This is a genomic window from Bradyrhizobium symbiodeficiens, from assembly GCF_002266465.3.
Lineage (GTDB): Bacteria > Pseudomonadota > Alphaproteobacteria > Rhizobiales > Xanthobacteraceae > Bradyrhizobium > Bradyrhizobium symbiodeficiens.
On record NZ_CP029427.2, the window covers coordinates 4,607,454 to 4,632,585 of the forward strand.

At 63.5% G+C, this 25,132-nt stretch carries 29 protein-coding genes and 2 tRNA genes; 9 read left to right on the forward strand and 22 right to left on the reverse strand.

From position 1 onward, the window contains the following. From ureG to CIT39_RS21660, 13 genes are all read right to left on the reverse strand, one after another. Entirely contained in the window at window positions 1-651 is a 651-nt protein-coding gene (gene ureG, locus CIT39_RS21600; RefSeq protein WP_094972050.1) for an urease accessory protein UreG, read from the reverse strand. After that, window positions 648-2,354: an urease subunit alpha gene (gene ureC / locus CIT39_RS21605; RefSeq protein WP_094972051.1), complete on the reverse strand. Its 1,707-nt coding sequence runs from the start codon at window positions 2,352-2,354 to the stop codon at window positions 648-650. Before ureC ends, ureG begins: the two co-directional genes overlap by 4 nt. A gap of 4 nt (window positions 2,355-2,358) precedes the next feature. Next, window positions 2,359-3,048 carry an urease subunit beta gene (gene ureB / locus CIT39_RS21610; protein ID WP_244607422.1) on the reverse strand — a complete coding sequence of 230 codons (690 nt, stop codon included), beginning with the start codon at window positions 3,046-3,048 and terminating at the stop codon, window positions 2,359-2,361. 19 nt (window positions 3,049-3,067) lie between these two features. Then, entirely contained in the window at window positions 3,068-3,748 is a 681-nt protein-coding gene (locus CIT39_RS21615) for an urease accessory protein UreF (protein WP_244607423.1), read from the reverse strand. Further along, on the reverse strand, window positions 3,735-4,190 hold the full coding sequence (gene ureE, locus CIT39_RS21620) for an urease accessory protein UreE (protein ID WP_414645225.1): 456 nt from the start codon (window positions 4,188-4,190) through the stop codon (window positions 3,735-3,737). The genes CIT39_RS21615 and ureE overlap by 14 nt, the downstream gene beginning before the upstream one ends. Before the next feature lie 47 nt (window positions 4,191-4,237). Further along, window positions 4,238-4,540: a putative quinol monooxygenase gene (locus CIT39_RS21625; protein WP_094972053.1), complete on the reverse strand. Its 303-nt coding sequence runs from the start codon at window positions 4,538-4,540 to the stop codon at window positions 4,238-4,240. After that, entirely contained in the window at window positions 4,540-6,054 is a 1,515-nt protein-coding gene (locus CIT39_RS21630; RefSeq protein WP_094972054.1) for an amidase, read from the reverse strand. Before CIT39_RS21630 ends, CIT39_RS21625 begins: the two co-directional genes overlap by 1 nt. Before the next feature lie 87 nt (window positions 6,055-6,141). After that, entirely contained in the window at window positions 6,142-6,843 is a 702-nt protein-coding gene (locus CIT39_RS21635) for an ABC transporter ATP-binding protein (protein WP_094972055.1), read from the reverse strand. Then, window positions 6,840-7,568, reverse strand: a complete 729-nt coding sequence (locus tag CIT39_RS21640; RefSeq protein ID WP_094972056.1) for an ATP-binding cassette domain-containing protein — start codon at window positions 7,566-7,568, stop codon at window positions 6,840-6,842. The genes CIT39_RS21635 and CIT39_RS21640 overlap by 4 nt, the downstream gene beginning before the upstream one ends. Window positions 7,569-7,570: 2 nt before the next feature. Continuing rightward, window positions 7,571-8,629, reverse strand: coding sequence for a branched-chain amino acid ABC transporter permease (locus tag CIT39_RS21645; RefSeq protein WP_094972057.1), 1,059 nt, complete (start codon window positions 8,627-8,629; stop codon window positions 7,571-7,573). After that, window positions 8,629-9,495, reverse strand: coding sequence for a branched-chain amino acid ABC transporter permease (locus CIT39_RS21650; RefSeq protein ID WP_094972058.1), 867 nt, complete (start codon window positions 9,493-9,495; stop codon window positions 8,629-8,631). Before CIT39_RS21650 ends, CIT39_RS21645 begins: the two co-directional genes overlap by 1 nt. A 62-nt stretch (window positions 9,496-9,557) precedes the next feature. Next, complete coding sequence (locus CIT39_RS21655) at window positions 9,558-10,796, reverse strand: urea ABC transporter substrate-binding protein (protein WP_094972059.1); 1,239 nt, start codon at window positions 10,794-10,796, stop codon at window positions 9,558-9,560. Between the two features lie 65 nt (window positions 10,797-10,861). Then, window positions 10,862-11,908, reverse strand: coding sequence for a substrate-binding domain-containing protein (locus tag CIT39_RS21660; protein WP_094972501.1), 1,047 nt, complete (start codon window positions 11,906-11,908; stop codon window positions 10,862-10,864). Window positions 11,909-12,072: 164 nt separating this feature from the next. Between CIT39_RS21660 and CIT39_RS21665 the strand changes: the two genes are divergently transcribed. Then, window positions 12,073-12,609: a MarR family winged helix-turn-helix transcriptional regulator gene (locus CIT39_RS21665; RefSeq protein WP_244607424.1), complete on the forward strand. Its 537-nt coding sequence runs from the start codon at window positions 12,073-12,075 to the stop codon at window positions 12,607-12,609. A gap of 592 nt (window positions 12,610-13,201) precedes the next feature. Here the strand turns inward: CIT39_RS21665 and CIT39_RS21670 are convergent. Then, window positions 13,202-13,345 (reverse strand): hypothetical protein, encoded by a 144-nt coding sequence (locus CIT39_RS21670; RefSeq protein ID WP_334273001.1) that lies wholly within the window; start codon window positions 13,343-13,345, stop codon window positions 13,202-13,204. Here CIT39_RS21670 and CIT39_RS21675 point away from each other — a divergent pair. Continuing rightward, window positions 13,344-13,919, forward strand: coding sequence for a site-specific integrase (locus CIT39_RS21675; RefSeq protein WP_094972062.1), 576 nt, complete (start codon window positions 13,344-13,346; stop codon window positions 13,917-13,919). The genes CIT39_RS21670 and CIT39_RS21675 overlap by 2 nt on opposite strands. A 58-nt stretch (window positions 13,920-13,977) precedes the next feature. Here CIT39_RS21675 and CIT39_RS21680 read toward each other — a convergent pair. The 3 genes from CIT39_RS21680 to CIT39_RS21690 form a co-directional block, all read right to left on the reverse strand. Continuing rightward, window positions 13,978-14,051, reverse strand: a tRNA-Gly gene (locus CIT39_RS21680). Window positions 14,052-14,393: 342 nt separating this feature from the next. Continuing rightward, a complete protein-coding gene (locus CIT39_RS21685; RefSeq protein WP_094972502.1) occupies window positions 14,394-14,597 on the reverse strand; it encodes a hypothetical protein in 204 nt (67 codons plus the stop codon). A 22-nt stretch (window positions 14,598-14,619) separates the two neighbouring features. Continuing rightward, window positions 14,620-14,802 carry a hypothetical protein gene (locus CIT39_RS21690; protein WP_181955108.1) on the reverse strand — a complete coding sequence of 61 codons (183 nt, stop codon included), beginning with the start codon at window positions 14,800-14,802 and terminating at the stop codon, window positions 14,620-14,622. Between the two features lie 200 nt (window positions 14,803-15,002). On the opposite strand from CIT39_RS21690, the gene CIT39_RS21695 reads away from it, so the two are divergent. Further along, complete coding sequence (locus tag CIT39_RS21695; protein ID WP_162308608.1) at window positions 15,003-15,383, forward strand: YciI family protein; 381 nt, start codon at window positions 15,003-15,005, stop codon at window positions 15,381-15,383. 9 nt (window positions 15,384-15,392) lie between these two features. Here the strand turns inward: CIT39_RS21695 and CIT39_RS21700 are convergent, their stop codons facing one another. Continuing rightward, window positions 15,393-16,007 (reverse strand): TMEM175 family protein, encoded by a 615-nt coding sequence (locus tag CIT39_RS21700; protein WP_094972065.1) that lies wholly within the window; start codon window positions 16,005-16,007, stop codon window positions 15,393-15,395. 128 nt (window positions 16,008-16,135) lie between these two features. Between CIT39_RS21700 and CIT39_RS21705 the strand changes: the two genes are divergently transcribed. The 4 genes from CIT39_RS21705 (at window position 16,136) to ppk2 (ending at window position 21,568) form a co-directional block, all read left to right on the forward strand. Continuing rightward, complete coding sequence (locus tag CIT39_RS21705) at window positions 16,136-18,193, forward strand: ATP-dependent helicase (protein WP_094972066.1); 2,058 nt, start codon at window positions 16,136-16,138, stop codon at window positions 18,191-18,193. A 56-nt stretch (window positions 18,194-18,249) separates the two neighbouring features. Further along, a complete protein-coding gene (locus CIT39_RS21710) occupies window positions 18,250-19,230 on the forward strand; it encodes an NADPH:quinone oxidoreductase family protein (protein ID WP_094972067.1) in 981 nt (326 codons plus the stop codon). 98 nt (window positions 19,231-19,328) lie between these two features. Then, the gene (locus CIT39_RS21715) at window positions 19,329-20,363 is read left to right on the forward strand and encodes an LLM class flavin-dependent oxidoreductase (protein ID WP_094972068.1); all 1,035 of its coding nucleotides are present in this window, start codon (window positions 19,329-19,331) and stop codon (window positions 20,361-20,363) included. Window positions 20,364-20,599: 236 nt separating this feature from the next. Then, window positions 20,600-21,568: a polyphosphate kinase 2 gene (ppk2, locus tag CIT39_RS21720; RefSeq protein ID WP_244607630.1), complete on the forward strand. Its 969-nt coding sequence runs from the start codon at window positions 20,600-20,602 to the stop codon at window positions 21,566-21,568. 38 nt (window positions 21,569-21,606) lie between these two features. Here ppk2 and CIT39_RS21725 read toward each other — a convergent pair whose 3' ends face one another. Both CIT39_RS21725 and CIT39_RS21730 read right to left on the reverse strand, forming a co-directional pair. Further along, window positions 21,607-21,849, reverse strand: a complete 243-nt coding sequence (locus CIT39_RS21725; protein ID WP_094972070.1) for a GIY-YIG nuclease family protein — start codon at window positions 21,847-21,849, stop codon at window positions 21,607-21,609. A 95-nt stretch (window positions 21,850-21,944) separates the two neighbouring features. Next, a tRNA-Tyr gene (locus CIT39_RS21730) sits at window positions 21,945-22,030 on the reverse strand. Window positions 22,031-22,236: 206 nt separating this feature from the next. Here CIT39_RS21730 and rlmB point away from each other — a divergent pair. After that, window positions 22,237-23,067, forward strand: a complete 831-nt coding sequence (rlmB, locus tag CIT39_RS21735) for a 23S rRNA (guanosine(2251)-2'-O)-methyltransferase RlmB (protein WP_162308609.1) — start codon at window positions 22,237-22,239, stop codon at window positions 23,065-23,067. Window positions 23,068-23,134: 67 nt separating this feature from the next. Here the strand turns inward: rlmB and CIT39_RS21740 are convergent, their stop codons facing one another. Both CIT39_RS21740 and CIT39_RS21745 read right to left on the reverse strand, forming a co-directional pair. Continuing rightward, window positions 23,135-23,692, reverse strand: a complete 558-nt coding sequence (locus CIT39_RS21740; protein WP_094972072.1) for a hypothetical protein — start codon at window positions 23,690-23,692, stop codon at window positions 23,135-23,137. A 43-nt stretch (window positions 23,693-23,735) separates the two neighbouring features. Beyond that, window positions 23,736-24,221, reverse strand: coding sequence for a hypothetical protein (locus tag CIT39_RS21745; protein WP_094972073.1), 486 nt, complete (start codon window positions 24,219-24,221; stop codon window positions 23,736-23,738). Between the two features lie 282 nt (window positions 24,222-24,503). On the opposite strand from CIT39_RS21745, the gene CIT39_RS21750 reads away from it, so the two are divergent. Then, a complete protein-coding gene (locus tag CIT39_RS21750) occupies window positions 24,504-24,992 on the forward strand; it encodes a hypothetical protein (protein WP_094972074.1) in 489 nt (162 codons plus the stop codon). Window positions 24,993-25,132 lie beyond the last annotated feature (140 nt).

Consider the following 25,132-nt stretch of genomic DNA (forward strand, 5'->3'; position numbering starts at 1 on the left):
TCATGTCCTGAAAAGGACCTCGCGCTCGAGCAGATCGACCACGGTATCGATCCCTTCGCCGCGACGGCAATTGGTGAGCAGAACCGGGCGGTTGTCCCGAACCTTCAATGCCTCCTGATGCATGCGCGCCAGGTCAACGCCGACATGCGGCGCGAGGTCGACCTTGTTGATCACAAGCAGATCGGCACGGATGACGCCCGGACCGCGCTTGCGCGGGATATCGTCACCGCCGGCCACGTCGATGACGAACATCCAGAAGTCGGTCAGGTCGCGCGAGAAGGTCGAGGCGAGGTTATCGCCGCCGCTTTCCAGCAGGATCAATTCAACTCCGGGAAAACGACGCTCCAGCTCGTCCGCGGCCTCGATGTTGAGCGTCGGATCCTCTCGAATGACGGTGTGAGGGCATGCGCCCGCTTCGACCGCTGAGACACGGGCCGGGTCGATCAGCCCGGAGCGCCTGATCCGCTCGGCGTCCTCCGCCGTCACGAGGTCGTTGGTGATGACGGCGATGTCGATGCCGCGTTTCAGGAGGGCCGGGATCAGGCGCTCGACCAGCGCTGTCTTGCCCGAGCCAACCGGTCCGCCGATCCCGACGCGCGCGGCCGCAATGCGCGAGTTGACCGTCGGACCGTTCAGCGAAAGCCTGTTCATCGCAGCATATACCGCCTAGCGAGCGGGACCCTGGTTGCAGGTGGGCACATCAGAAGCTTTCCATCGGCGCGGACCTCAAAGGTTTGGGGGTCGACCTCGACATGTGGCGTCGCGGCGTTGCGCACCATGTCGGACTTGCGCAGCTTTCGCACGTTCTTGATCTGGACGGGGTCACGAGACAGGCCGAGCTTGCGGCTCACATCGGCCTCCATCGCAAGCTTCGACATGAAGTTGACGCCCAGTCTCTGCGGCGCGGCGCCGAGCGCGCCCCACATCCGCTTCTGAATCATAGGTTCCGACAGCCCGAGACTGCCGTTGCCGTCCCCCATAGCAGCCCAGACGACAAAGCCGTTCTTGATCACCATATAAGGCTTGATGCCAAAGGAGGCGCGCGGCCAGAGAACGAGATCGGCCATCTTGCCCGGCTCGATCGAGCCGACCATGTGGTCGATGCCGACCGCGATGGCTGGATTGATGGTAAGCTTGGCGATGTAACGCTTGATGCGCTCGTTATCAGCACGCAGCGTTTTTTCCTCAGGCAGACGGCCGATCCGATCCTTCATTACGCTGGCAAGCTGCCAGCACTTGGCGACGTTCTCGGCAAGGCGTCCCATTCCCTGCGTATCCGTTCCGAATATCGATATCGCCCCCATATCGTGCAGAAAATCTTCCGCCGCCATCGACTGGGCGCGCACCCGCGCCTCGCCGAACATGACGTCCTCCGGCGCATTATAGTTGAGCTGATGACAGATCATCGTCATCGGCACGCCCTCTTCCATGCCGTACGAGGTGTATGGATTGGTCGGATTGGTGGAGGATGGAATGACGTTATCCCACGACACGACCTTGAGCAGGTCCGGGGCGTGACCGCCGCCTGCGCCTTCCACGTGATACATGTGGATCGTGCGGCCCTCGACGGCCGCCATTGTATCCTCGCAGAAGCCGTATTCGTTGATCGAGTCGGTATGGAGGTGGACGGCGAAATCGTTGCGATCAGCCGCAACCAGGCTCTTGTCGATCACGTCGGGAGCTGCGCCGAAATCCTCGTGGATCTTGACAGACATGCCGCCAGAGGCCACGGCCTCCTCGACGGCCTCGGGATTGGACCCTCCGCGTCCGAACAGGGCGTAGTTGAGAGGCGAGAATTCGATCGCCTGAAGAAACCGCCCGAAGGCTGCGGCCGCGCCACTGCCGACATCGAAGACCGGACCTGATCCGTTGCCGACCAGCGTCGTGGTCCCGCCGGCCAGGGCATGGTCGGACTGCTCCGGTGAGATCAGATGGGCGTGCGACTCGATCGCCCCGGCTGTGACGATGAAGGGTCCTCCGGCTATCGGCGCCGTCGAATGACCCACGACCATATCGGGATGGACATCCGGCATCACGTCGGGATTGCCAGCTTTGCCAATGCCGACGATGCGACCGTCGCGGATGCCGATGTCGGCCTTTACGATGCCGGTGACAGCATCGACGATCGTCGCGTTCTTGATTACGACATCGAGGGCCTTGTGCGACGAAGTCCGGTAAGCATTGACTCCCTCGCCGTCGCGCAGGTTCTTTCCGGCCCCAACCAGCAATTCATGTCCGTACGTGGTGTAGTCGTGCTCGATCTCGGCAAGCAGGCTAGTGTCGGCCAACCGGACCAGATCGCCCTTGGTGGGACCGTAGAGCTCACCATAGGCGCGACGCGTGAGTGTAGCCATGGATTCAAGCTCCCTGATAGCCGCGGTCGGCCGCGAGCTTGAGCGCCCGCTCCAGCGCCGACGGCGCGTCGAGCGGACCGTTCACGAGACCGGCCTGCCCATGCACGACCCGGGCCCCCGCAATCGGAACCAGACGCACCGACTTGGCGACACCCGGCTCGAAGCGCACGCCAGCACCGGCCGGCCGGTCGACTTTCATCCCCCAGGCAGCAGCACGATCGAAGCGCAGCGCGCGGTTGACCTCGAAGAAATGGGTGTGGCTGCGGACCTGAACATCGCGATCGCCCGTGTTCACGACATCGATCGTGATAGCCGGCAGGTCGGCGAACAGCTCGATATCGTCGCCGCCTGGGATGATCTCGCCAGGGACGATATCCTCGGCGGCATCTGCTGGCGCAATCGGCTCGAACACGGCCATCACCTTGGTGCCTTCGGCGAACATGCATTCGATGTAGAGCATCGGAATCATCCCCGGGACGCCCGGCTCGACGTCGTCCAACGTCAGGAGACGGCCGGCCATATCGCGGATCTCGGCGTAGGGAATATCGCGGCGTGCCGCCGTCATAACCTCGTCGGTGATGTAGGCGACCGCCTCCGGGTGGCTCAGCCTGATCCCCAGCGACCGGTTGCGCCGCGCCATCTGCGCAGCGTTGAAGATCACGAGACGATCCAATTCCGTCGGCGACAGATTCATCATGGCGAGGTCACCTCTCTCAGGTCGTGAACATGCGAACGTGCCGAAGCGGCCCACGCGAGACCGCGATGTCGATGAAGGGCGTAAAGCTCGCCGGCTCGGCATCGGCGCCCGGCGTGTCCGCCAGCAACTCCGCGAGCAGGCCGCGCGCGGCAGCCTGGCTCTGCTGCGCCTCGATATGACCGATGATCCCGAGGCGCACGGCCGCGCTGACGAGGCCGGTCACCAGCGTCCAGCCCGAGACCAGCTCGGCCGCGTCCAGGCTGAAACCCGCATCCCGGCCGACGACGGCCTGGACGATTGGCAAATGACCAAGTCGCGCATCCGTGGAGACCCGCTCGCGATATTCAATCGACAGCGGACCTTCGAGCCTGACCCAGACGCCGAGCAGCGCCCTGCCCGCGCGGCGCGAGCCGTCCCGCATCTCGGCGGACGGTGTTCCGGCCTCGGCGAGGCGATCGACCTCGGCGATCGAATCGCAATTGCTCGCCTGGAAGGCCCTGCGCAGCAGGATGCGGTCCATCGTCGCCCAGCGTCGCACGAGCTGATCGGCGATGGTGCAGTCGAGCTCCTTGCGGTCGGCAAGCATGCCGTCTGCCGCAAGACCTTCGATCCCCCAGGAGAAGGCGAAGCCGCCGGCCGGATAGGCGCTGTCCCCGAGCTGCAGCAGCGTGAGCGCCTGCGTCCTATCGAACAGCATCGCACTCCACCACTTCGTCGGACTCCAACAGCGGCCTGATACGCGCCCGGTAGGCGTCGAGCGGTCCATCGAGGAGCACGACGAGAGTATCGCCCTCGAACCGCACCCGCCAATGCAGATTGCCCGCGTTCCATCCGAGCTTGAGTGCCGCGGCCTGATCGACCGGCGCCAGCCGCCAGCTCTCCTGCTCGCCGAAGCGCGCGATGATCGCACGGTCGGCTGCGAGAAACAGCACCGCGCCGTCGGTCAGTTCCTCGTCCCGGTCAAGGCTCACCGCGCAGTCGGTGCCGCGATCAGTCGTCAGCCGGAAGCGCTTGCGGCCGACATCAGCGGGAGGGATGAACAAGAGCTCGATACCATCATGATGCTCGAGGTGATGCAGCTGACGGGCAAAGGCCGCGTCGCCGGATCTCCCCAGAATGCCATGAATCCGCATCGTCATGATGCCCTCCCGCCATTGCCGTCGAAACCGCTGCGCCAGCCGAACATCTAGCGAAGCGTCGCCGAGACCTCCTTCGACGTCACCAGGATGACATCGCCATCCAGGATCGGCTTGGCGATCCCGAAGAAGGTGGCGACGGCTGCCGAGCCGTTGTGGCGATCCATCGCAGCCTTATCGCCGAAACGTTCGTAGGTCGTGAAGACCCGGGGGTCATCCTCGCTCTGCGAAATGAAGAATCCGATCGTCTCGGGTTCGTTGGCGGCGACGTGAGCGGCAACAGCGAGGAGCGCATCGCGCATCGCAACCTCGCTGCCCGACTTCGCCTTGATGACAGCCGTGATGGTGATCATCAGAACTTCTTCCAGTCACCGTCGGCTTCGAAAGCGCTGGCGGCCTGATAGATGGCCGCTTCGTCGTAATCCTTGCCGATCAGCATCAGACCGACAGGAAGGCCGTCGGAAAGACCGCAGGGGACGGTCATCGCGGGATGACCGGTGACGTCGAAAGGACTGGTGGTGGCGGTCATCTCGAAGGCGCGCTGGACGATCTCGGACAGCGGCGCGTCCTTGGCCGGGATCGGCGTGGCAACGCAAGGCAGGGTCGGCATCAGCAGCAGGTCGTACGATCCGAACACCGCGTCATAGGCGGCCTTGGCCGCAATCGCGATGTTGCGCGACTTGGCATAGTAGCGGCCGCGATAATGAGTGACGCCCCACTGCCCGACCAACATGGTGAGCTTGAGCGTTTCCGACAGATCGTCGGCGCGGTTGCGCCAGCTGGAATGGGCATCGAGCAGGCCGACGTCATAGAGACCCTTCCAGTTGAAGCCCATGCCGTTGCCGATCATCATCTGGACCAGAAAGCCCTCCAGCGTGATCGGATTCCAGGCTGCGAGCGCGTGCAAGTGCTCCGGTATCGACACCTCGGATACGCTGGCGCCGAGCTTGGCAAAGCGCTCTGCGCCGGCCTTGACCTTGTCCACGACGCCTTCCTGCATGTTCGACACGGCGAAGCCTTCCTTGAGGATGCCGATCTTCATGCCCTTCACGCCCTTGCCGAGCATCTCCGTGTAGCTCGTGACCTTCGGCGCATACTGGCGGGGATCAAATCCGTCGGCGCCGGCGAGCACTTCCAGCAGCAGCGCATTGTCGGCGACGTTGGACGTCATCGGGCCGGTGTGGTCGATGGTGGATTCGATCGGCATCACGCCGGTGTAGGGCACGAGGCCGTGCGTCGCCTTCATGCCGTAGATGCCGCAGTAGGATGCCGGGATGCGGATCGAGCCGCCCTGGTCACCGCCGATCGACATGTCGACCTCGCCCGCAGCCACCAGTGCAGCGCTCCCCGATGACGAGCCGCCGGCCGAATAGCCCATCTTCAAGGGGTTGTGGACAGGCGCGGGATGGGACGTATGGCTGCCTCCGGAGAGGCAGAAATGTTCGCACACGGCCTTGCCGACGATGGTGCCGCCGGCATCGAGTATCCGGGTGACGATCGTTGCGTCAGCTGCGGGGATGAAGCCCTCGAGTGTCGTGGAGCCGTTCATCATTGGGACACCGGCCAGCGCGACGTTGTCCTTCAGCACGACGGTGCGTCCGGCGAGCTTGCCGTCCGATGCGCCCTTGACCTCGGTCTTGATCGCCCAGGCGTTGTACTTGTTGTCCTTGGGCATCGGCTTTGCGCCCGGCGTGCGCGGATATTTGACCGGCGGCAGCGGGTTCGGCAGTTCGTCGATGACGTCATAGGCATCGAACATCCCGCCCATCAGCGACAGATATTCTCCAGCCTCCTCGATCGACATATTCATGTGCAGGCTCGCAGCGAGCTCGGCGACGTCTTCGGCGTTCGGGCGTTTGATGGACATGAGTCATCCTTCCTTATTAGGACAAGCTTGGCAGCAGATAAAAACAGGCGATCGTAACGTCCGGCGCAGCCGCGCCGGAATTTCAGGCTAGGTCGGATGCATGGCGGCGTCCCGTGCCAGAAGGCTCGCTTGATCGAGCTCTTCGGTGATGCGCCCCTTCTGGATGTTGAGTACGCGGTCAGACAGCGAGGTGATGAACTCGAGATTCTGCTCGACCACGATCAGCGACATCTTCCAGCGTTTCTTCAGCACCAGCAAAGTCTCGATGATCTCCTCGATAATCGATGGCTGGATGCCCTCGGTCGGCTCGTCCAGCAGGATCAGCCGCGGCTTGGTGCAGAGGCAACGTGCCAGCGCGAGCAATTGCTGCTCTCCGCCCGACAAGGCTCCGCCGCGCCGGTCGAGAAGTCGCAACAGGCGCGGAAAGTCCTGCAGCACGGTGTCGATCACCGAACGGTCCTCCCTTGGAGCCGCAGCAAGGCCCATCCTCAGATTCTCGAGAACGCTGAGGTCGGGAAATATCTCTCTGCCTTGCGGCACGAGCCCGATCCCGAGCCGGGACCGCTCATGCGGCTTGAGATGGGTGATGTCCCTTCCGGCGAAGCTGACCGTGCCACCCGTCGTCGGCAGATGCCCCATCAGCGCACGCAGAGTCGTGGTCTTGCCCATGCCGTTGTGGCCGAGAATACCGAGATATTCGCCGTCCTGCATCGTCATGTCGATGCCGAACAGAATCGGAATGCGGCCGTAGCCGGAGCGCAGATTCTTGACCTCGAGGAGCGTACTCATGCCGCCACCTTCTTACCGAGATAGACGTCCCGCACGCGCTGGTCCGCCAGCACCCTGTCCACGGTGTCTTCGACCAGCACGCGTCCCTGATGGAACACGGTCACTTTCTTGGCGATCTGCTTGATGAACTCCATGTCGTGCTCGACGACGATGATGGCCCGGTCACGGTTGATCTCGCGGATGATCGCCGCGGTGTGGAAGGTCTCCTCATCGGTCATGCCCGCAGCTGGCTCGTCGAGCAGGATCAACTCCGGCTCGGCCGCCAGCACCATGCCGATCTCGACCCATTGGCGCTGGCCGTGGGACAGCGTCGCGACGACGCGGTCGGCGCGATCGGTGAGCCGGATCATTTCGAGCACGGCATTGACTGCGGGCGCCTGAGCGCGCGGCGTTGCCTTGCGGCGGACGGCGAGCCAGATGTTCTCGCGAACCGAAAGACCGTTAAAAACGTTGGGCACCTGCGTCTTGATCCCGATCCCCATCCGGGCGATTTCATGCGACAGCTTGCCGGCGATCGGCTGCCCACGAAACGAGATCGCGCCCGAGGTCGGCACGAGCTGTCCCGTCAGCGTCTTGAAGAAGGTGCTCTTGCCGGCTCCATTCGGGCCGATGAGGCAGCGGAGCTCCATTTCCTCCAGCGTGAAGGTGATGTCGTCGTTGGCAACGACGCCGCCGAATCTCATCGTGAGGTGCTCAGCCTTGAGCAGTGGGACAAGGTCCGCCATGGTTACTCCGCTCCGGCCATGTGCGAGGCCGCCGCCGATGGCGGCACCTGCTCGTCCGCGAGCTTCGGCTTCGGCGCCGGCACGAGCCGCATCAGCAGATCGCGCGCCGTCGGCACCAGGCCCTTGGGCAGCAGCAGCACGAACACGATCAGCACGGCACCGAGCACGAGGTTCGAATTCATCGCCTGCTGCGAGCCGATATAGGCAACGATGTATTCGATCAGGACGCAGCCGACGATCGGTCCGAGCAAGGTCCCGAGACCGCCTACCGTGATCCAGATGATGATCTCGGCCGACAGCGACAAACTGAAGATGGTCGGCCCGACGAACGCGCCCCAGTTGACGTAGAGCGCGCCGGCCAGTCCAGCGATCGCGCCGCTCAGAATGAATGTGAGCAGCTTGACCTTGCGCGGGTCATAGCCGAGCAAGGATGCTCGGACTTCATTTTCGCGCACGGCCACCACGATGCGGCCGGCCGGAAGAGACAGCACGAGACGCAGCAACAGGAACGTTCCCAACAACGCTCCACCCGTCACCCACCAGGACTGTTCCGGCGAGAGCACCTGATCCGGGTAGAACGGCACGTTGAATGTCGGCACCGCCGGCATGCCGTTGAATCCGCCAAGCAGCGCCTTGCCGATCCTGTACTCGTCGCCGGAGGTCGAGTTGACGCAGTTGAACAGGATCAAGGTGACGGTCAGCGTGATGACGCCGAGATAGACGTCGGAGATGCGGCCGAAGAAGATGAAATAGCCGAGAATCGCGGCAAATGCCGCGGGAACGACTATGGCGAGCAGGATCGACGGCGTCGAATCCTGGAAGTTGATCGCGGCGATCGCGTAGGCATAGCCGCCGAGGCCGAAGAAAGCCGTCTGCCCAAACGACAGAATGCCGCCGAAACCCCAGATGAAGGCAAGACTGAGCGCCAACACCGCCATCGAGGCGAACAGCGTCAGCTGCATCATCGCGAACAACTCGATCGTGCTCGGAATCACCGCGATCGCGACAATCGCGAGAACGACGGCTACCGCCTGGGCCGCGAGGCGAAAGCGGAAGGGCATTACAAATTCCCCTTGAAGAAGCGGCCGGAGATACCTTGCGGAAGCAGCCGGATGAGGACGATCGCCGCAGTGAACACGAGGACTTCGCCATAGACCGGCGTCGTGAAATACGCGCCGATCTGATTGACCGCGCCGAACAGGCTCGCCGCCGACATCGTGCCCGACAGGATGGCGGCGCCGCCGCCGACCACGGTCATGAAGGCTTTCGCGACATAGGCGCCGCCCATGCCGGGAGTGATGCCGGACACCGGCGCCAGCAGGCCGCCGGCGAGACCCGTGACCGCCGCGCCCACGGCGAACGTGCACATATAGACTCGCGCCGGATTGACGCCGAGCGTGGCCGCCATCGCCGGATTCTGCATCGTCGCGCGGGCAATCAGGCCGAGGCGGGTGAAGCTCATGATGCCGTAGACCAACGCCATCATCACGATCGCCATGCCGGCCAGGAACAGCGTATAATAGCTCGATTGATAGGATCCGATCGAAAATCCGCCGAGCGGCGTCGGCACGCCCTGCTGGGTGTTGCCATAGATCGTCGTGATGATGCCGATGATCAGGAGGCTCAGACCCCATGTCGCCAGCATCGAATCGACGAGACGTCCATAGAGGAAGCGGATGAGACATCGCTCGATGACCAGGCCGACGAGACCGACAAAGAGCGGCGCGACCACCAGCATCGCGATCCAGATGTTGACGCCGGCATTGGCCGAAATGACCGTCGCGTAAGCACCGAGCATGATGAACTCGCCATGTGCGAGATTGATGATCTTCATCATGCCGAAGATGATCGCCAGCCCGAGACACAGCAGGAACAGCGAGGATATTCCGTTCAGGACGTCGAGCGCGACGATTAAGTAGATCGCCATTCTTCAGATTCTTTCGGGCCGTCGATGCAATGGCCCCGCCCGTGGGCGGGGCCAGGTCCACGTCAGAGATTGATGATGTACTGCTTGGTATCGTTCGGGTTCTTGACGAGGTCGCACACGCTCGCGGTATCAGCCGGCTTGACGTCGGAGTAGCTCTCCAACACCGACCATTTCCGGTCCTTCACTTCCGCGAGGAACGCGTTGCGCGTGGTGTGATGTGTCGCCTTGTCGAGCGAAACCTTGCCGCTCGGGCCATCGAACGCGACGGAGTCCTCCAGCGCCGCAATGACTTTCATGCGATCGATGCTGGCGGCCTTCTTGACGCCCGCCGCCCAGAGCATGACACCCTCGTATGTGCAGGCGGCGAGTTCGCTGATGTAGGGCGTGTCCGGATGCGCCTTCTTGATCTTCTCGACGAAACTCTTCGAGGCCGGCGTGGTGAGCTCCTCGAAATATCCGTAGGCGCCGAGAATGGAATCGCTCTCGGCGGCATCGAGCGTGCTCGGCTCGTTGACGAGGCCGAAGGTGGTCGACGCGATCGGAATCTTCCCCTTCATGCCGGCCGAGGTCCATTGACGGTAGAAGGCGGTGTGGTTTCCGCCGACGAGCGCCGACAGGATGATGTCGGGCTTCGCCGCCTGGATCTTCGAGATGGTCGTGCCGAAATTGGTGACGTCGAGCGGGAAGAAGTCGGTCGAGAGCACCTCTCCACCATTGTCCTTGACGTATTTGGTCATCCACTTCGCGGTGATCTGACCGTAATTGTAGTCGGCAGCGATGATGTAGGCCTTCTTGCCGGACTTCTTCATCGCGCTCGGAACCAGCTTCTCCACGGTCTGCGCCGGCGTCGTGCCGGTACAGAAAGTGTTGCGATCGCAAACGCCGCCTTCGTAGAGCACGTTGTAGAAGTATAGCACCTTGAAGCGATCGAAGGTCGGACGCACCGCTTCGCGCGACGCCGAGGTGATGCCGCCGTGAACGACGTCGACCTTGTCCTTCACCGCAAGCTGCTGGGCGAACTGCGAATACATCTGGATGTTCGACTGGGTGTCGTAATGGATCACCTTCAATGGCCGGCCGAGCAATCCGCCACCGGCATTGAGTTCATCCACGGCAAGTTGCAGTGCGTAGACCATTGGCGTGCCGGAGGCCGCGATCGGACCAGACTGATCGTGCAGACTGCCGATGACAATCGGGCTCTCGGCGCCATACGCACCGGAGCGGAAAACCGCGGGTGCCGCGATCAATGTCGTCGTAGCGAGGGCCGAGTGCCGCAGGAAGCGGCGACGAGAGAAAGACATAGACGTCCCCATGTGTTCTTGATATGGAAAATATTAATAATACAATATTTGAAAAAGCAAGCAATTTATCGACCCGAGATGATCGAGAAATCGTACCCGTCGATTTGGGCGAGATGGATGGGGTGCCGTCCCCCGACCACGGATCGTGCTTGATCGCCTCGCGCTGTGCGCTGCTGGAAGGTTCGGCCGTAAAGCCGCGTCAACTGGCGCGCATCCAGGCAAGCGGCTTCCTCGATCAGGGCCGCGAGCGAATGAATGCCCTCGTAGCAGGATTGACCGAAGGCATTCACGGGCGGGGGGCTATCGCCGAATGCCGTATGGTAACGCTCCAGGAACGCGCCATTGTTGCGCGAGCGGATCGACGCATAGTAGCTGGAGGTCGCGTAGATGTTTTCGGTCTCGTTCACGTCGAGTCCGTACGCAACGGTCTCGTCGATGGCCGAGGAAAAGCGCAGCACGCGCGAACTCAGTCCCGCCGCGCAGAAGGCCCGATTGAATGCGATGCAGTCGCTGCCGAGGAAATAAGGAAGAACGACGTCCGAACGCGTGACCTTGATCCGGTCCAGTATCTCGTCGAAATCATGCTGGCCGACGGGTAGATAATACTCGCCAGTCACGGTTCCACCAAAGCGGGCGATCAATGCGCGCGCGATATGGTGGGATGCACGCGGCCATACGTAGTCGTTGCCGCACAGGAAATAGCGGCGCGCCCGCTTTTCTTCCGAAAGCCATTGGATCGCCGGTACCAGAAGCTCTTCGGCGGTTTCTCCGGTCGCCATGACGTCAAGCGTAGAGTGGCCCTCGAACTGCGGCGTGTATATGAAAGGAACGCGGCCGCGGGCTGCGCGCGCCACGGAGTCGCGCGCGAAACTGGGCAGCATTCCAACGATGCCGTCGGCGCCGTCAATTTCGATGGCGTCGCGCGCGGCCCGGCCCGCGGTGGCGCCGGTCTCTCCGGCGTTCACGATGCGCAGTTCAACCGGACGGCGCAGGATACCGGAAATCCGGTTGATTTCATCGATAGCCAAGCGACCGCAGGCCTCGGCAGACGGGGCCCAGAGCCCCGCTGCTCCACTCCGCGGTATGAGCAGGCAAATTCGAATACTGCGCAACAGTGGTGCCTCCGCACTTTCGGACACACCACTCACGAATCGTGCCAGCGGCAAACCGGGCCCCGGCACGGCCGGTTTGCAGTGAAAGCGCTCAGTTCGGCCGGAGGGTTGCCTTTTTTTCCGGCGCCGGTCGCCAAATCAGCCCCTTCATTGGGCAATCTGGAATGACTGCGTTTTCCACTTGTCCGACTTTATATTCCAAGGCAAATATTGAAATATCAAATAATCTCGTTAAGGCCAACAAAGTGCAGCTGCCCGACCTCATCCGAGGCGTGAACCGCCGACTCGAGCAGGCGCTCGAGGCGAAACTCAAGCCAAGCGGAACATCTCTTTACCAGTATCGCGTGCTTGAGGCGCTGACTGAACGGAATGGACTGCCGATGGGAGAGCTGGCCATCCGACTGTTTGTCGATGGCCCGACACTCACGAAGATCATCGACAGGATGGTCGAAGCGGCCGAGGTCTATCGCGGCCCTGATCCGAACGACCGACGCAGGGTCCTCATCTTCCTCTCGCGCAAAGGAGCAACGCAGTTCGAGGACATCGGTCCGCAGATCTCGTCCATCGAGCGGGACATCCTGGACAGGCTGGGCGCATCAGATGCTGCAGCTCTGACAAGCCTGCTCTCGGAATTGCTCGGTGATCCCGTCTCTTCGCGTCCGCGTTCATCTCAGCGACGGGAAACCCCGAACTACAAATAGTTATGGCGCCCCTGGAATCAGCTGTACGCACGACCTCCTGGTTCAGCCGACCGGGTCGTCGGCGGCATGGATTCCAGGTGGGTCATCGACCTGTACCGCCTAGAGTCTAGGGTGGTGGGCGCACCAGGGCTCGAACCTGGGACCCGCTGATCAAGAGACATCCTATTCTCAAGGACATTTTTCCAACTAAGCCAAAATCCATTCATTGCAGATCAACGGCTTACAATGAAACATCCAACCGGACCGACGTAGGCCAGGGGTCGGGGGTTCGAGTCACTAGACCACTACATGGCTAAACCCACTACTGCGGAGGCGCTGTTCTCTTACCGGAGGGCAGCAACTTCCGACCTCGCGTCCATTCACGATGCGGGCGTCGGTGTTATGCGCAATGAGAGCGACGTCGAGGGCCGGCACGCGTTTCGGCAGAGCAAGACTGGTGAGCTTGTCGACATCAAGGAGGCGCCACAACTCAGCGCACGACTAAATGCCTCGCGTGCACGATAAAGGAACTCAAGCTTCGGCTTCAACTGGATAAGGTACCACCCGAGTTCGTGGTCAACGAGGACAATGGTCAGCCTTATGACGAGAGTACCTATCGCCATTGGGTGTCGACGGGGCACGGGCCCTCGCTATCTTCGGCTTTCTCGCGCACGACAACGCGCGCCAGGCAATTGTCCGTACAGAGCGACTGAACGCCGAACTGATTAAGAACGTCGACAAGCTCGGCGCTCAGCATGGGCCTTTCCTCCCTAGCGACCGCCGCGTTGATCGGATGGGAGTGGCTTCAACGCGAAACCGATATCTTTGCAACCTTCGACGTGTCGCATTACACACCGAAAGACAAGCCAGATATGGTTCGAGTCATAGATGAAAAGACTCGCGCCGAAGGCTGGGTGCCGCTCTTCGACGACGACGGGATGGCCCTCTATCCCGAACTGATGATCGAGCTCGACGCTATAAAGCAGGAGCGGATTGGCGGGTTGATGCTGGTCCGCGACTGGGGGGGACGCCTGCCGTGGCCCACGTGGCCGAAACCCGACATGCCAGATTTCACACACCTGAGTCGAAAGGTTAAGGAGGTCGTTCGGCGCGCTAACTTGCACGACGAGCTGTCGTTCACCTCTTTCCGACACGGCGGACTTACGGAGACCGGCGACGCAGAGCTAACCGATCGTGAGATCCTGGCGCAGAGCCGGCACACCACGGTCAAGGTGCTACCCAAGTACGTCAAACGAACCACCAAGCAGATAACGACCGGGACGAAGAAGAGGCGAGCGGTGCGAACGAAAGGCGGACAATTGTCCGAGTGAGCAACAGCGTGCTTGTCCGAACGGAAAATGGGAGGCTGGTGCAAGCCATTGAAATTACTGGAGCGGGTGAAGGGAATCGAACCCTCGTATTCAGCTTGGAAGGCTGCTGCTCTACCATTGAGCTACACCCGCGTTACCGGCTCCCTAACACGGCCGGGCGGCGGTCTCAACTGCTCAGGAGGTCGCTTTCCAGCGTCTCCCCGGCCTTGCGACCCGCCCCGGTTCCTCCGGAGCCGCCGCCTCTTAACAGCGGCGCCGATGCGGCCTATATTGAGGTCTTCCGCAACCAACGAAAGGAGGTGATCCAGTGTCTTTTACCAAGCGCTGTCACCTCGCTGGGATCGCCCGCTAAGCTCTGAATAAGGGCCTGGCATCGGGGCGCTCTCAGCCCTGGACCAGCGAGCAAGAAATCGGGCGCGACGGGGCTTCCCCGCCGCGCCTTTTTCTTGAGATGCCTGGGATCGGAAAACCAGGTCAGCCCGTGCGAAGCCGCTCGCGCAGCGCGACGGCGGCGATCAGCAGGCCGACGCACCAGGCCACGACTGCGCGGTGAGGCTCCGCGCCGAGCAGCACCGTGACAATGCTCGTCAGCAGGCACGGCACGATTGCCCTGCCCGTGCGGCTCGTCAGCGCGAGCAGGAACGGCATCGCCGCGATCGATATTTGAAGGACGTCCATATCGGTCATCGGTCGCGAGGCTTCAGAAGCCGCAAACACCGAGCGCGCGCGGGCGCTTGCCGCGCCGGCTTTCGACGATGCGCTCGCCGCCATTCTCGGCCGAGCTGCCGTAATAGCGGTGATGGCCGCTTTGGTCGTGCAGATCGGCCGCCTGAGATTGTCCGGCCCGACGTGCGTCGCAGATGATCTTGATATGACTCGACATTGCCGCCTCCAGCAGAAATCTTGTTGTTGTGGTCATCAGTCGCGACCACTTCCGGCGGCGTTCATACGGCGGGTGCGCAATCGGGTTTCAGGACGGTTTCGTCGCGGCAAGGCAACGCAATATTTTATGTGCGGGGATTGTCGGCATCGCCTGCGGTGCTACGTCCTTTGAGATCGGTGCAGAAAGACAACGAGGTGACGATGCTGTACGCCATCCTGGCCTACCATGTGGAAGACGAAATCCTGTCCTGGACGCCAGAGCAGGACGCCGCGGTCGTCGCCAAGGTCATCGAAGTTCAGGCCCCCTTGCGGGCCAGCGGGCAGTTCGGGCCGGCCGCTCGGCTGGACGAGACCCGGAAGGCCCGCACCTTGCGCGGCCCCGGCCCGGGGATGGTGCTGGACGGCCCGTTTGCAGAGACCAAGGAGCAGCTTCTGGGCTTCCATTTGATGGAATGCGCCACCGAAGAAGAGGCGATCGCGGCGGCGCGAAAGCTGCGTGCGGTCAACCCGAGTGCGGTCTACGAAATCCGCCCGGTCAAGCTTTACGTGCCGGCCGATGGGTTCGGCGCGACGTCCGGGTGAGGCTCAGCCTCACGCGCCCGGCCCGGTCCGCGCACCGTAGAAGCGCTGGATCAGGAGGCCGCCGAAGGCGATGAACCACAGGAAGGGCGCGGCGTGCGGCGCAAAGGCCGCCACGATCGTGCCTGGAATGAACACGAGCAGCGGAAACAGCGAGGCCATGATCTCATGGCTCCAGCCGCCCAATATCCTCCACCATAGCCAGGCGTTGAGGCCGGCGATCGCGCTCAGATGCAGGCCATAGAGCACCGCCACCGCGCTGCTTAGGGGATAGTTGGTGTAGAGGCCGTTGGTAACCGGCAGCAGCACGATCGAGAGCAGGAAAAACAGATTGAGCATCACCGCACCGCGGCTGCCCACCGGCTGACGCGCCAGCCGCCGGTGATGGCTGATCCAGAATACGCCGGCAATGATGAAGCTGAGCGCGAAACCGATCAGCTTGCCCGAATAGACCCGGGCGAGATCGTTCCAGTCGGGGGCGCCGGTAAACACAGCCGCCTTCGGCAGGTCATAGGCCAACAGCGTCATGGCGACGCCAAAGATGGTGTTGCTGAGCGACTCCAGCCGCCGCATCTCGAACTGCTCGGGCTTTGGCTCGGCCTTGGGCTCGAACTTGGGGTCGGTCATGCCGGCTGTGCGCTTTTCGGGCTGGAACCTTGGACCTTCTTTTCCCTAGGTGTTAAATCGAGTTTCGTCCAGCCGCATTGCGATTCGCGCGGCAATAGCCGACTCTCGCCCTTTCACCGGGGCGATTCGTGGCGACATATCTGGACACGCTCAATGCGGAGCAGCGCCGCGCCGTCGAGCATGGCGTGGCCGATGGTGCGACCGTGGGCGCCCCCCTGCTGGTCATTGCCGGCGCCGGCTCCGGCAAGACCAACACGCTGGCGCATCGCGTCGCGCATCTGATCGTCGCCGGCGCCGATCCGCGCCGCATCCTGCTGATGACGTTCTCACGCCGCGCCGCGGCGGAGATGGCCGGCCGGGTCGAGCGTATCGCCCGCAAGGTGTTAGGGGAGAACAACGCCGCGATCATGCGCGATGCTCTCACCTGGGCCGGCACCTTCCACGGCATCGGCGCGCGCCTGTTGCGCGAATATGCCGAACGGATCGGCGTCGATCCCGCCTTCACCATCCACGACCGCGAGGATTCCGCAGACCTGATGAACCTGGTCCGGCACGAGCGCGGCCTGTCGAAGACCGAAAGTCGTTTCCCCGCCAAGGGCACCTGCCTGTCGATCTACTCGCGCTGCGTCAATGCCGAGTTGGAGATCGAGAAGGTGCTCGGGCTCCACTATCCCTGGTGTGCGGGCTGGGCTGCCGAGTTGAAGGGACTGTTCGCGGCTTACGTCGAGGCCAAGCAGGCCCAGCACGTGCTCGATTACGACGATCTGTTGCTCTATTGGTCGCAGATGATGAGCGATGCGCTGATCGCCGAGGAGATCGGCGGCCGCTTCGATCACGTGCTGGTCGACGAATACCAGGACACCAACCGCCTGCAATCCTCGATCCTCCTGGCGCTCAAGCCCGACGGCCGTGGGCTCACCGTGGTCGGCGACGATGCGCAGTCGATCTATTCGTTCCGCGCCGCCACGGTCCGCAACATCCTGGACTTTCCGCAGAGCTTCTCGCCGCGCGCGGAGATGATCACGCTCGACCGCAACTACCGCTCGACGCAGACCGTGCTGGCGGCGGCCAATGGCGTCATCGGGCTCGCGCGCGAACGCTTCACCAAGAACCTCTGGACCGACCGAGCCGCCTCGCACAAGCCGCAGCTCGTCACCGTGCATAACGAGGCCGATCAGGCGCGCTACATCGTCGAGGAGGTGCTGGCGAACCGCGAGCAAGGCGCGCTGCTCAAGCACCAGGCCGTGCTGTTCCGGACCTCCTCGCATTCCGGCCCGCTCGAGATCGAGCTGACCCGCCGCAACATTCCGTTCGTGAAGTTCGGCGGGCTGAAATTCCTCGATGCCGCGCACGTCAAGGACGTGCTGGCGCTGCTGCGCTTTGCCGAGAATCCGCGCGACCGCGTCGCCGGTTTCCGCATCCTGCATCTGTTGCCGGGCATCGGGCCCGCGACCGCGCAGCGCGTGCTCGACCAGATGGCGGAGAGCACCGACCCGCTTGCCGTGCTCGGCCAGCTTCCGGTGCCGGCACGCACCGGCGCCGACTGGACCGACTTCGTCCGCACCGTCGAGAATCTGCGTTACTCGGAATGGCCGGTCGATCTCGAACGCGTGCGGCTGTGGTACGAGCCGCATCTCGATCGCCTCCACGAGGAGTCCGAGACGCGCCGCGCCGATCTGATGCAGCTCGAGCAGATCGCGAGCGGCTATGCCAGCCGCGAAAAGTTTTTGACCGAGCTCACCCTCGACCCGCCGGATGCGACCAGCGACAAATCCGGGCCACCGCTGCGCGACGAGGACTATCTGATCCTCTCCACCATCCACTCCGCCAAGGGCCAGGAGTGGAAATCGGTGTTCGTGCTCAACGTCGTCGACGGCTGCATGCCGTCCGATCTCGGCGCCGGCACCTCCGCGGAGCTCGAAGAGGAGCGCCGCCTGCTCTATGTCGCGATGACGCGCGCCAAGGACGATCTGCACCTCGTCGTGCCCCAGCGCTTCTTCACCCACGGCCAGGCCGCCAAGGGCGACCGCCACGTCTACGCCTCGCGCACGCGCTTCATCCCGGAGCAGCTGGTCTATTTGTTCGAGCGCACCGCCTGGCCGAAGGCCGGCGCTGGCGCTGCCCGCACCGCGGCACAGGGCCCGAAGGTCGACATCGGGGCGCGGATGCGCGGGATGTGGCGGTAGACGCAAGAGGCTCGTCGCAGGACCTGTCAGGATAACTGGAACAACAGAGGTCCGGAATGAAAGCCGTCGTCGTCGAGCAATACGCGCCCATCGATCAGATCGAACTGAAGGACATTCCGTCCCCGCGCGTAGAGCCCGGGCAGTTGCGCATCAAGGTCGAGGCCGCCGGGATCGGCTTCGTCGACGGCCTGAAGATCGAGGGACGCTACCAGACCAAAGATCCCCTGCCCTTCATTCCCGGCACGGAATTCGCGGGCATGGTGACGGACGCGCCCGGCGCACCCGGCGGCTATCAAGCCGGTATGCGCGTGATGGGAATGACGCGGTCGGGCGCGCTGGCCGAGGAGATCGTCGTCAGACCCGAAGCGCTCCATCGCCTGCCCGACGGCGTCGCGGCCGAAGTCGCCGCCTCGTTTCGTGCCAACTATCTCACCGCCCTCTATGCGCTGAGCGCGCGCGCCTCGCTGGTCGCCGGCGAGCAGCTGCTGGTGCTGGGTGCGGCCGGCGGCACCGGAACCGCGGCGGTGCAGATCGGCAAGCTGCTCGGCGCCCGCGTGATCGCGGCCGCATCGACACCGGAGAAGCGCGATTTTGCGCGGGCGCACGGTGCCGACGCGGTGATCGACTACACGCAGACCGGCTGGCGCGACACGCTCAAGGAGTTGACCGACGGACGCGGCGCCGACGTGATCTTCGATCCCGTCGGCGGCGAAATTTCGGTGCAGGCGTTTCGGTCCATCGCCTGGCGCGGACGCCATCTCGTGGTCGGCTTTGCCGCCGGCGCCATTCCCGCATTGCCGTTCAATCTGCCGCTTCTCAAGGGCGGCGCCCTGCTCGGCGTCGACCTCGCGCAGATAGCCACCCGCGAGCCCGACGTTCAGAAGCGTCTGATGTCGGAGCTGATCGGCTGGCTCGCCGACGGCAAGCTGAAGCCCGCGGTCGGCCGCGTCTTCGCGCTCGAAGATTTTCGCGAGGCGTTCAAGACGATGCAGACGCGAGCAGCACTCGGCAAGATGGTGGTGCGGATCGCGCGATAGACCTCACAAACGGAAACCGAGCATTTCCGGAATGCAGCCTTGTCGCCCGGCAACCACCCATTAGATCTCGACAATCCCTCCCCGCAGAGATCTGATCGATGACCGCACCGCTTCAATTCGGACTGGACACCTTTGGCGACGTGACGAAGGACGCCGCCGGCGCCATGCTTCCGCACGCGCAGGTGATCCGCAACGTCGTCGACGAAGCCGTGCTGGCCGACGAGCTCGGCCTCGACTTCATCGGCCTCGGCGAGCATCACCGCGCCGATTTTGCGATCTCCTCGCCGGAGACCGTGCTCGCGGCGATCGCAGCGCGAACCAAGCGCATCCATCTCGGCTCGGCCGTGACGGTGCTGTCTTCGGACGATCCCATCCGCGTGTTCCAGCGCTTTGCCACGCTGGATGCCCTCTCGAACGGACGCGCGGAAGTGATCCTCGGCCGCGGCTCGTTCACCGAGTCCTTTCCGCTGTTCGGCTTCGACCTGCGCAAATACGAAGAGCTGTTCGAAGAGAAGCTCGACCTGTTCGCCGCGCTCCTGCCGCAGAAGCCGGTGAGCTGGGAGGGCAAGCTGCGTCCGCCGCTGCGGGATCAGTTGGTCTATCCGCCGGTCGAGCACGGCACGCTCAAGACCTGGATCGGCGTCGGCGGCAGCCCGCAATCGGTGGTGCGCGCCGCGCATTACGATTTGCCCCTGATGCTCGCCATCATCGGCGGCGATCCCGCGCGCTTTGCGCCCTTCGTCGATCTGCATCACCGCGCCGCCAAGGAATTCGGCCGCACCGCGCAGCCGATCGGCGTGCACTCGCCCGGCTATGTCGCCGAGACGGATGAAGAAGCGCGCGAGGAGCTCTGGCCCGACTACAAGGCGATGCGCGACCGCATCGGCAAGGAGCGCGGCTGGCCGCCGATGGGCCGCGACGAGTTCGTCAACGAGGTCGAGCACGGCTCGCTCTATGCCGGCTCGCCGGAGACGGTGGCACGCAAGATCGCCAGGACGGCGAAGACGCTCGGCATTTCGCGGTTTCAGCTGAAATATTCGGCCGGGCCCCTGCCGCACGAGAAGCTGATGAAGAGCATCGAGCTCTACGGGCGCAAGGTGGTGCCGATGGTGCGGGAGATGCTTGCCGCTTGATCCACGTCAAATCGCGCGATCGGGTTTCCGCACTAGAAGAGGATTCCCGTGCATCAGGACGAGCAAGGCGAATGGCACCTCTTTCCAGGAAGTCCCCGCAAGCGCGCCGCCAGAAGGCCCCCGGCAAACCGGCAGCGCAGGTCAAGTCGGCAAGCGCGCGGACGCGCGCGATCGAGCTGACGGCGGTCGAAAGGTCTTTTGCCGAGCAGTCTTCCTCGGCCGCGCTGCAAACCGAGATGGCGGCGCTCGACAGCGTGCTGAAGGGGCCGCCCGCCCTTTCGCCGGACAGCGAGCCGGTTCAGGCCATTCTGACCGGCGCGGCGCCTGATGATGCCGAGCGTCTTCAGGCGCTGCTGGCCGGCAAGGAAGCCAAGCGTGCAAGGCGCACCACCAGCGACGAATTGGCCGACGATTGGCGGCTGGGCGGTTACCCCTACAAGTCGCGAATGTATCGCCGCGACTACGAGGAGCAGAAGTTCGTCCTTCAGACCGAGCTGCTGAAATTGCAGAACTGGATGAAGGAAAGCCGGCAGCGCGTCGTCCTGTTGTTCGAAGGCCGCGACGCCGCGGGCAAGGGCGGCGCGATCAAGCGCTTCATGGAACATCTCAATCCGCGTGGCGCGCGTGTCGTGGCCCTGGAAAAGCCGAGCGAGGTCGAGCGCGGCCAGTGGTACTTCCAGCGCTACGTGCAGCATCTGCCGACCGCCGGCGAGATCGTGCTGTTCGACCGCAGCTGGTACAACCGGGCCGGCGTCGAGCGCGTGATGAGCTTCTGCTCGCCTGGAGAGTACGACGAATTCCTGCGTCAGGTCCCCGAGTTCGAACGCAATCTCGCGCGCAGCGGCCTGCACCTCATCAAGTTCTGGTTCTCGGTCAGCCGCGAGGAGCAGCGCCGGCGCTTCAGGGAGCGTGAAGGCCATCCGCTGAAGCAGTGGAAGCTGTCACCGATCGACCTCGCCTCGCTCGACAAATGGGACGATTACACCCGCGCCAAGGAATCCATGTTCTTCCACACCGATACGGCGGACTGCCCGTGGATCGTCATCAAGTCCGACGACAAGAAGCGCGCCCGCCTCAACGCCATGCGCTACGTGCTTCATGCGATGCCCTATGCCGGCAAGGACAGCAAACGCGTCGGCATGATCGACGATCTCCTGGTCGGGCGCGCGAACGTGATCCACGAGCGGGAAGAGCATGGGAAGTAGAGGGGAGCAAAAGAAACGGGACGATCTGTCGCCATCGACTACCAAAGTCGCTTCTTCGCAAAAGCGTGACCTGAACCAGATTTCAGGTAGCGCTCCAAAGCTCGTGCTTTCTCAATATCTGAAAAGGCCACGTACGTGACCAGGCGCCACGGTCCGTATTTGGATGTATGCGACGATTTTCCTGCGTTGTGATCCCGCAGGCGCTGCCTAAGATCCGTCGTCAGGCCGATGTAGCGCTGGCCGACGAACACTTCGCTTTCCAGAAGATAGACATAATGCATGGATGCCGCCCTCCTTCGCCAAGGCTTCGGAGGGCATCCTGCTTCGCGCAGCTGGAGGCTGCAAATCCTGCGAAGCGCGTCAGCGCGAAGCAGGATGGTGGGGGAGGCAGGACTCGAACCTGCGAAGCCATGAGGCGGCTGATTTACAGTCAGCTCCCTTTGCCACTCGGGACACTCCCCCGCTCGACGGCAGCACAATCGGGCCGGACCTTGCCGGCGACCGAAGACGGCCATGGAACGTGAAGGCCGCGACAGCCCGGATGGGGGCGCGACCGGGCGCGGTTATCGGCGAAGCGGTGGGGTAAAGTCAACCGAGGCGAACAGCTAAAATCGCCGCCGAAGCCACCCAAATTGCCATATTCCGGGACCCGTGACACAAGCGAGCCCATGAAGGACAAGAAATTCACCCCCAGGGGCCCCCGCGGCGGGGCTAAGCCCTTCAACAGAACCGGGAAATCGGGCGGCCGGCCGGCCTGGCGCGACCGCGATTCGCACCCCGACGGGCCGGTCATCCTCTATGGCTGGCACACCGTCACCCTGGCGCTGGCCAATCCGGCGCGGCAGATCCGCAAGCTGACGCTGACCGAGAATGCAGCCAAGCGGCTCGCCGACGAGAACATCGCAACCCGCGTCGCCCCCGAAATCGTCCGTCCCCAGGAGATCGACCGCCTGCTCTCGCCGGACGCCGTGCACCAGGGCCTGCTCGCCGAGGCCGATCCCCTGCCCTCGCCCGACATCGAGGACCTGGCGCAGGAAGGCATGGTGCTGGTGCTCGACCAGATCACCGATCCCCACAATGTCGGCGCCATCCTGCGCTCGGCCGCAGCCTTCGCGGTGAAAGCGATCGTCACCACCGCGCGCCACAGTCCCGAAGCGACCGGGGTGCTCGCCAAGGCCGCCTCGGGCGCGCTGGAGCTGGTGCCTGTTATCACCGTGCAGAACCTCGCGCGCGCCCTGACCACGCTGAACGAGACCGGCTTCCAGACCGTTGGCCTCGACAGCGAAGGCAGCGAGGATCTCTCGGAGGTCGCGCTGCGCGAGCCGCTGGCACTGGTGTTGGGGGCCGAAGGCAAAGGCCTCAGGCAATTGACCCGCGAGACCTGCAGCGTCGTGGCGCGGCTCGACATGCCCGGCGAGATCAAGAGCCTCAACGTGTCGAACGCCGCCGCGCTCTCGCTCTATGTCGGCGCGAGCCGGCTGGGGCTGATGAAGCGGTAATTCGAAAAAGCAAAACGCCCGTCCGCATCGCGCGAACGGGCGTCTCGTCAGCTCGACCGATCAGAGATCAGTGATAGCGGCGCATCGCGCGATGGCCGCCGTAGTACGGCGCGGCGCGGTGGGCATAGCCATAGCGCGGGCCGTAGCCGTAATGCGTGCGGGGCAGATAGCCGTGGCGCGGACCGTAGCCGTAGCGATACGGGCGATAGTACGGCCGACGGTAGGGATAGGCGCCCGGAGCGACAATCGCCGCGCCACGATAGCCGTAGCCGTTTCCATAACCGTAACCACGGCCATAGCCGTAGCCGTAATTGGCGGGCGCGACGACCGCATCTTCACGGTAGGTCGGATACGGCGCGAAGGCGCCCGGGCCGGTATAGGTCGGGCCCTGGTTGACGTGATAATATTGCGTGGTCGGCTCGGCGAGACGCTCATAGGCGCCATAGCCGTAGCCGGCACCGTAACCATAACCCGCACCATAGCCGTAGCCGCCGCAACCGGTGTTGCAGCCGGAATACACCGGTGCGACCGGCTGGCAAGGATTGAAGCCGCACGCCGCGGCGGGTGCCGTGGCGACGAACATCGCGGCAGCTGCCGCGACCAGTCCCGAAATCATCTGACGCATTACTCTCTCCTGTTGATTTCCGTTTGTTGGATTTTGACGTTTCTTAACCCGGCGGCCTGCCGGGCACCTGGACATGCGGCCGCGGGCGCGGTGGCCGCGGACGATCGTTGATCTCGGGCGCGAGGATCACCGGCGGTGCGTCGACCGGCGCATTCATCTGCGCCGGCAGCGGCGCCGATTGCGCGCCCCAGCTCTGGTAATAGCTCTCGGCGGGCTTCGGCAATTTGCGGTTCGTGGGCGGCTCGACCTCGAGCCGGCCGTAGCCGGGCCGCAGGCCCATCGTCGGATAATAATGGCCGACGTCGGCCGGCTGCCGCTCGGGGACATAGCGTCCGCCATAGATCGTGGGCTGCACCTGCTGGTTCTTGCCCAGGCCCCAGACACCCTCGACCACGGCATAGGACGCGTCGATATTGTTGATGATGATCGGCACGCCGGGCCGGCCGGGAACGACGATATCGAAGCCGCTGCCGGCAAACGCCGTCGCGGGCAGTCCGATCAGAAAGGCAGCGAGCGCCACAGCACGCATCAGGGGACCCCGGTTATGCGCCGGCAACCTACCCGACCGCGGCGACAAGAGGGTTAAGGCGCGCTCACCAATTTCCGGTAAGCCTAATGTGTAGGGATTGCGCGGCGTTCAAATGCCGCCAAGCCTATCAGTGAAGCGTTAACGGCGCGCGTCCGAGCCAGGGTGGAACCGCACCGTGCTCACATCGGTGTGACCATCCGACTCTCGAAATCGTCAGTCTTCGCGGAACGTCCGGCGCCGCCAGCGTTTAGCCATCGTCAAGAATTTGGGAGACAAACAATCATGAACATCAAGCTTCTCGGAGCGACGGCGATTGCAGTGACCATGCTGGCAGGCGCGGCCAACGCGCAAGCGGTCATCAATGAACCGGGCCGTTGCAGCGCCCAATTCCCCAATGCCAATTGCCAGAACCTCGGCCCCGGCAATCCCTACACCGATAGTGGATACCGCCATCGCCGCGCGTCCTATCGTCAGACCAATGGCGACTGGAATAACGACTGGAACAGGAGCCGCACCAGCTTCTGGCCGACCGACGTCGCGGCCGGCGTAGCCGGCGCCGCGATCGGCACCGCTGGCGCGATTGCCTCAGCGCCGTTCCGCGCCTGGGACAATTCCTACGCTTCCGACAACAGCTGGAACAATTCGTGGGACAACCGCGGCTGGGACAATCGTGGCTGGGACACCCGCACCTACGCCCAGCGTAACGGCTTCGTCTGCACGCCCGGCACCTGGTTCAAGGGCGAAGACGGCCGCCGGCACATCTGCCAGTAAGCCGATCCAAATCGATGCGAGCAATCAGGCGGCCTCCGGGCCGCCTGATTCATGTCGGCGGCGACCGCCTTTCCGGTTCTGGCACTTTCCGATCAAGTCTGGTATTGCGGCGCGCAACGGGTGGACAGCCGGCCCATGCC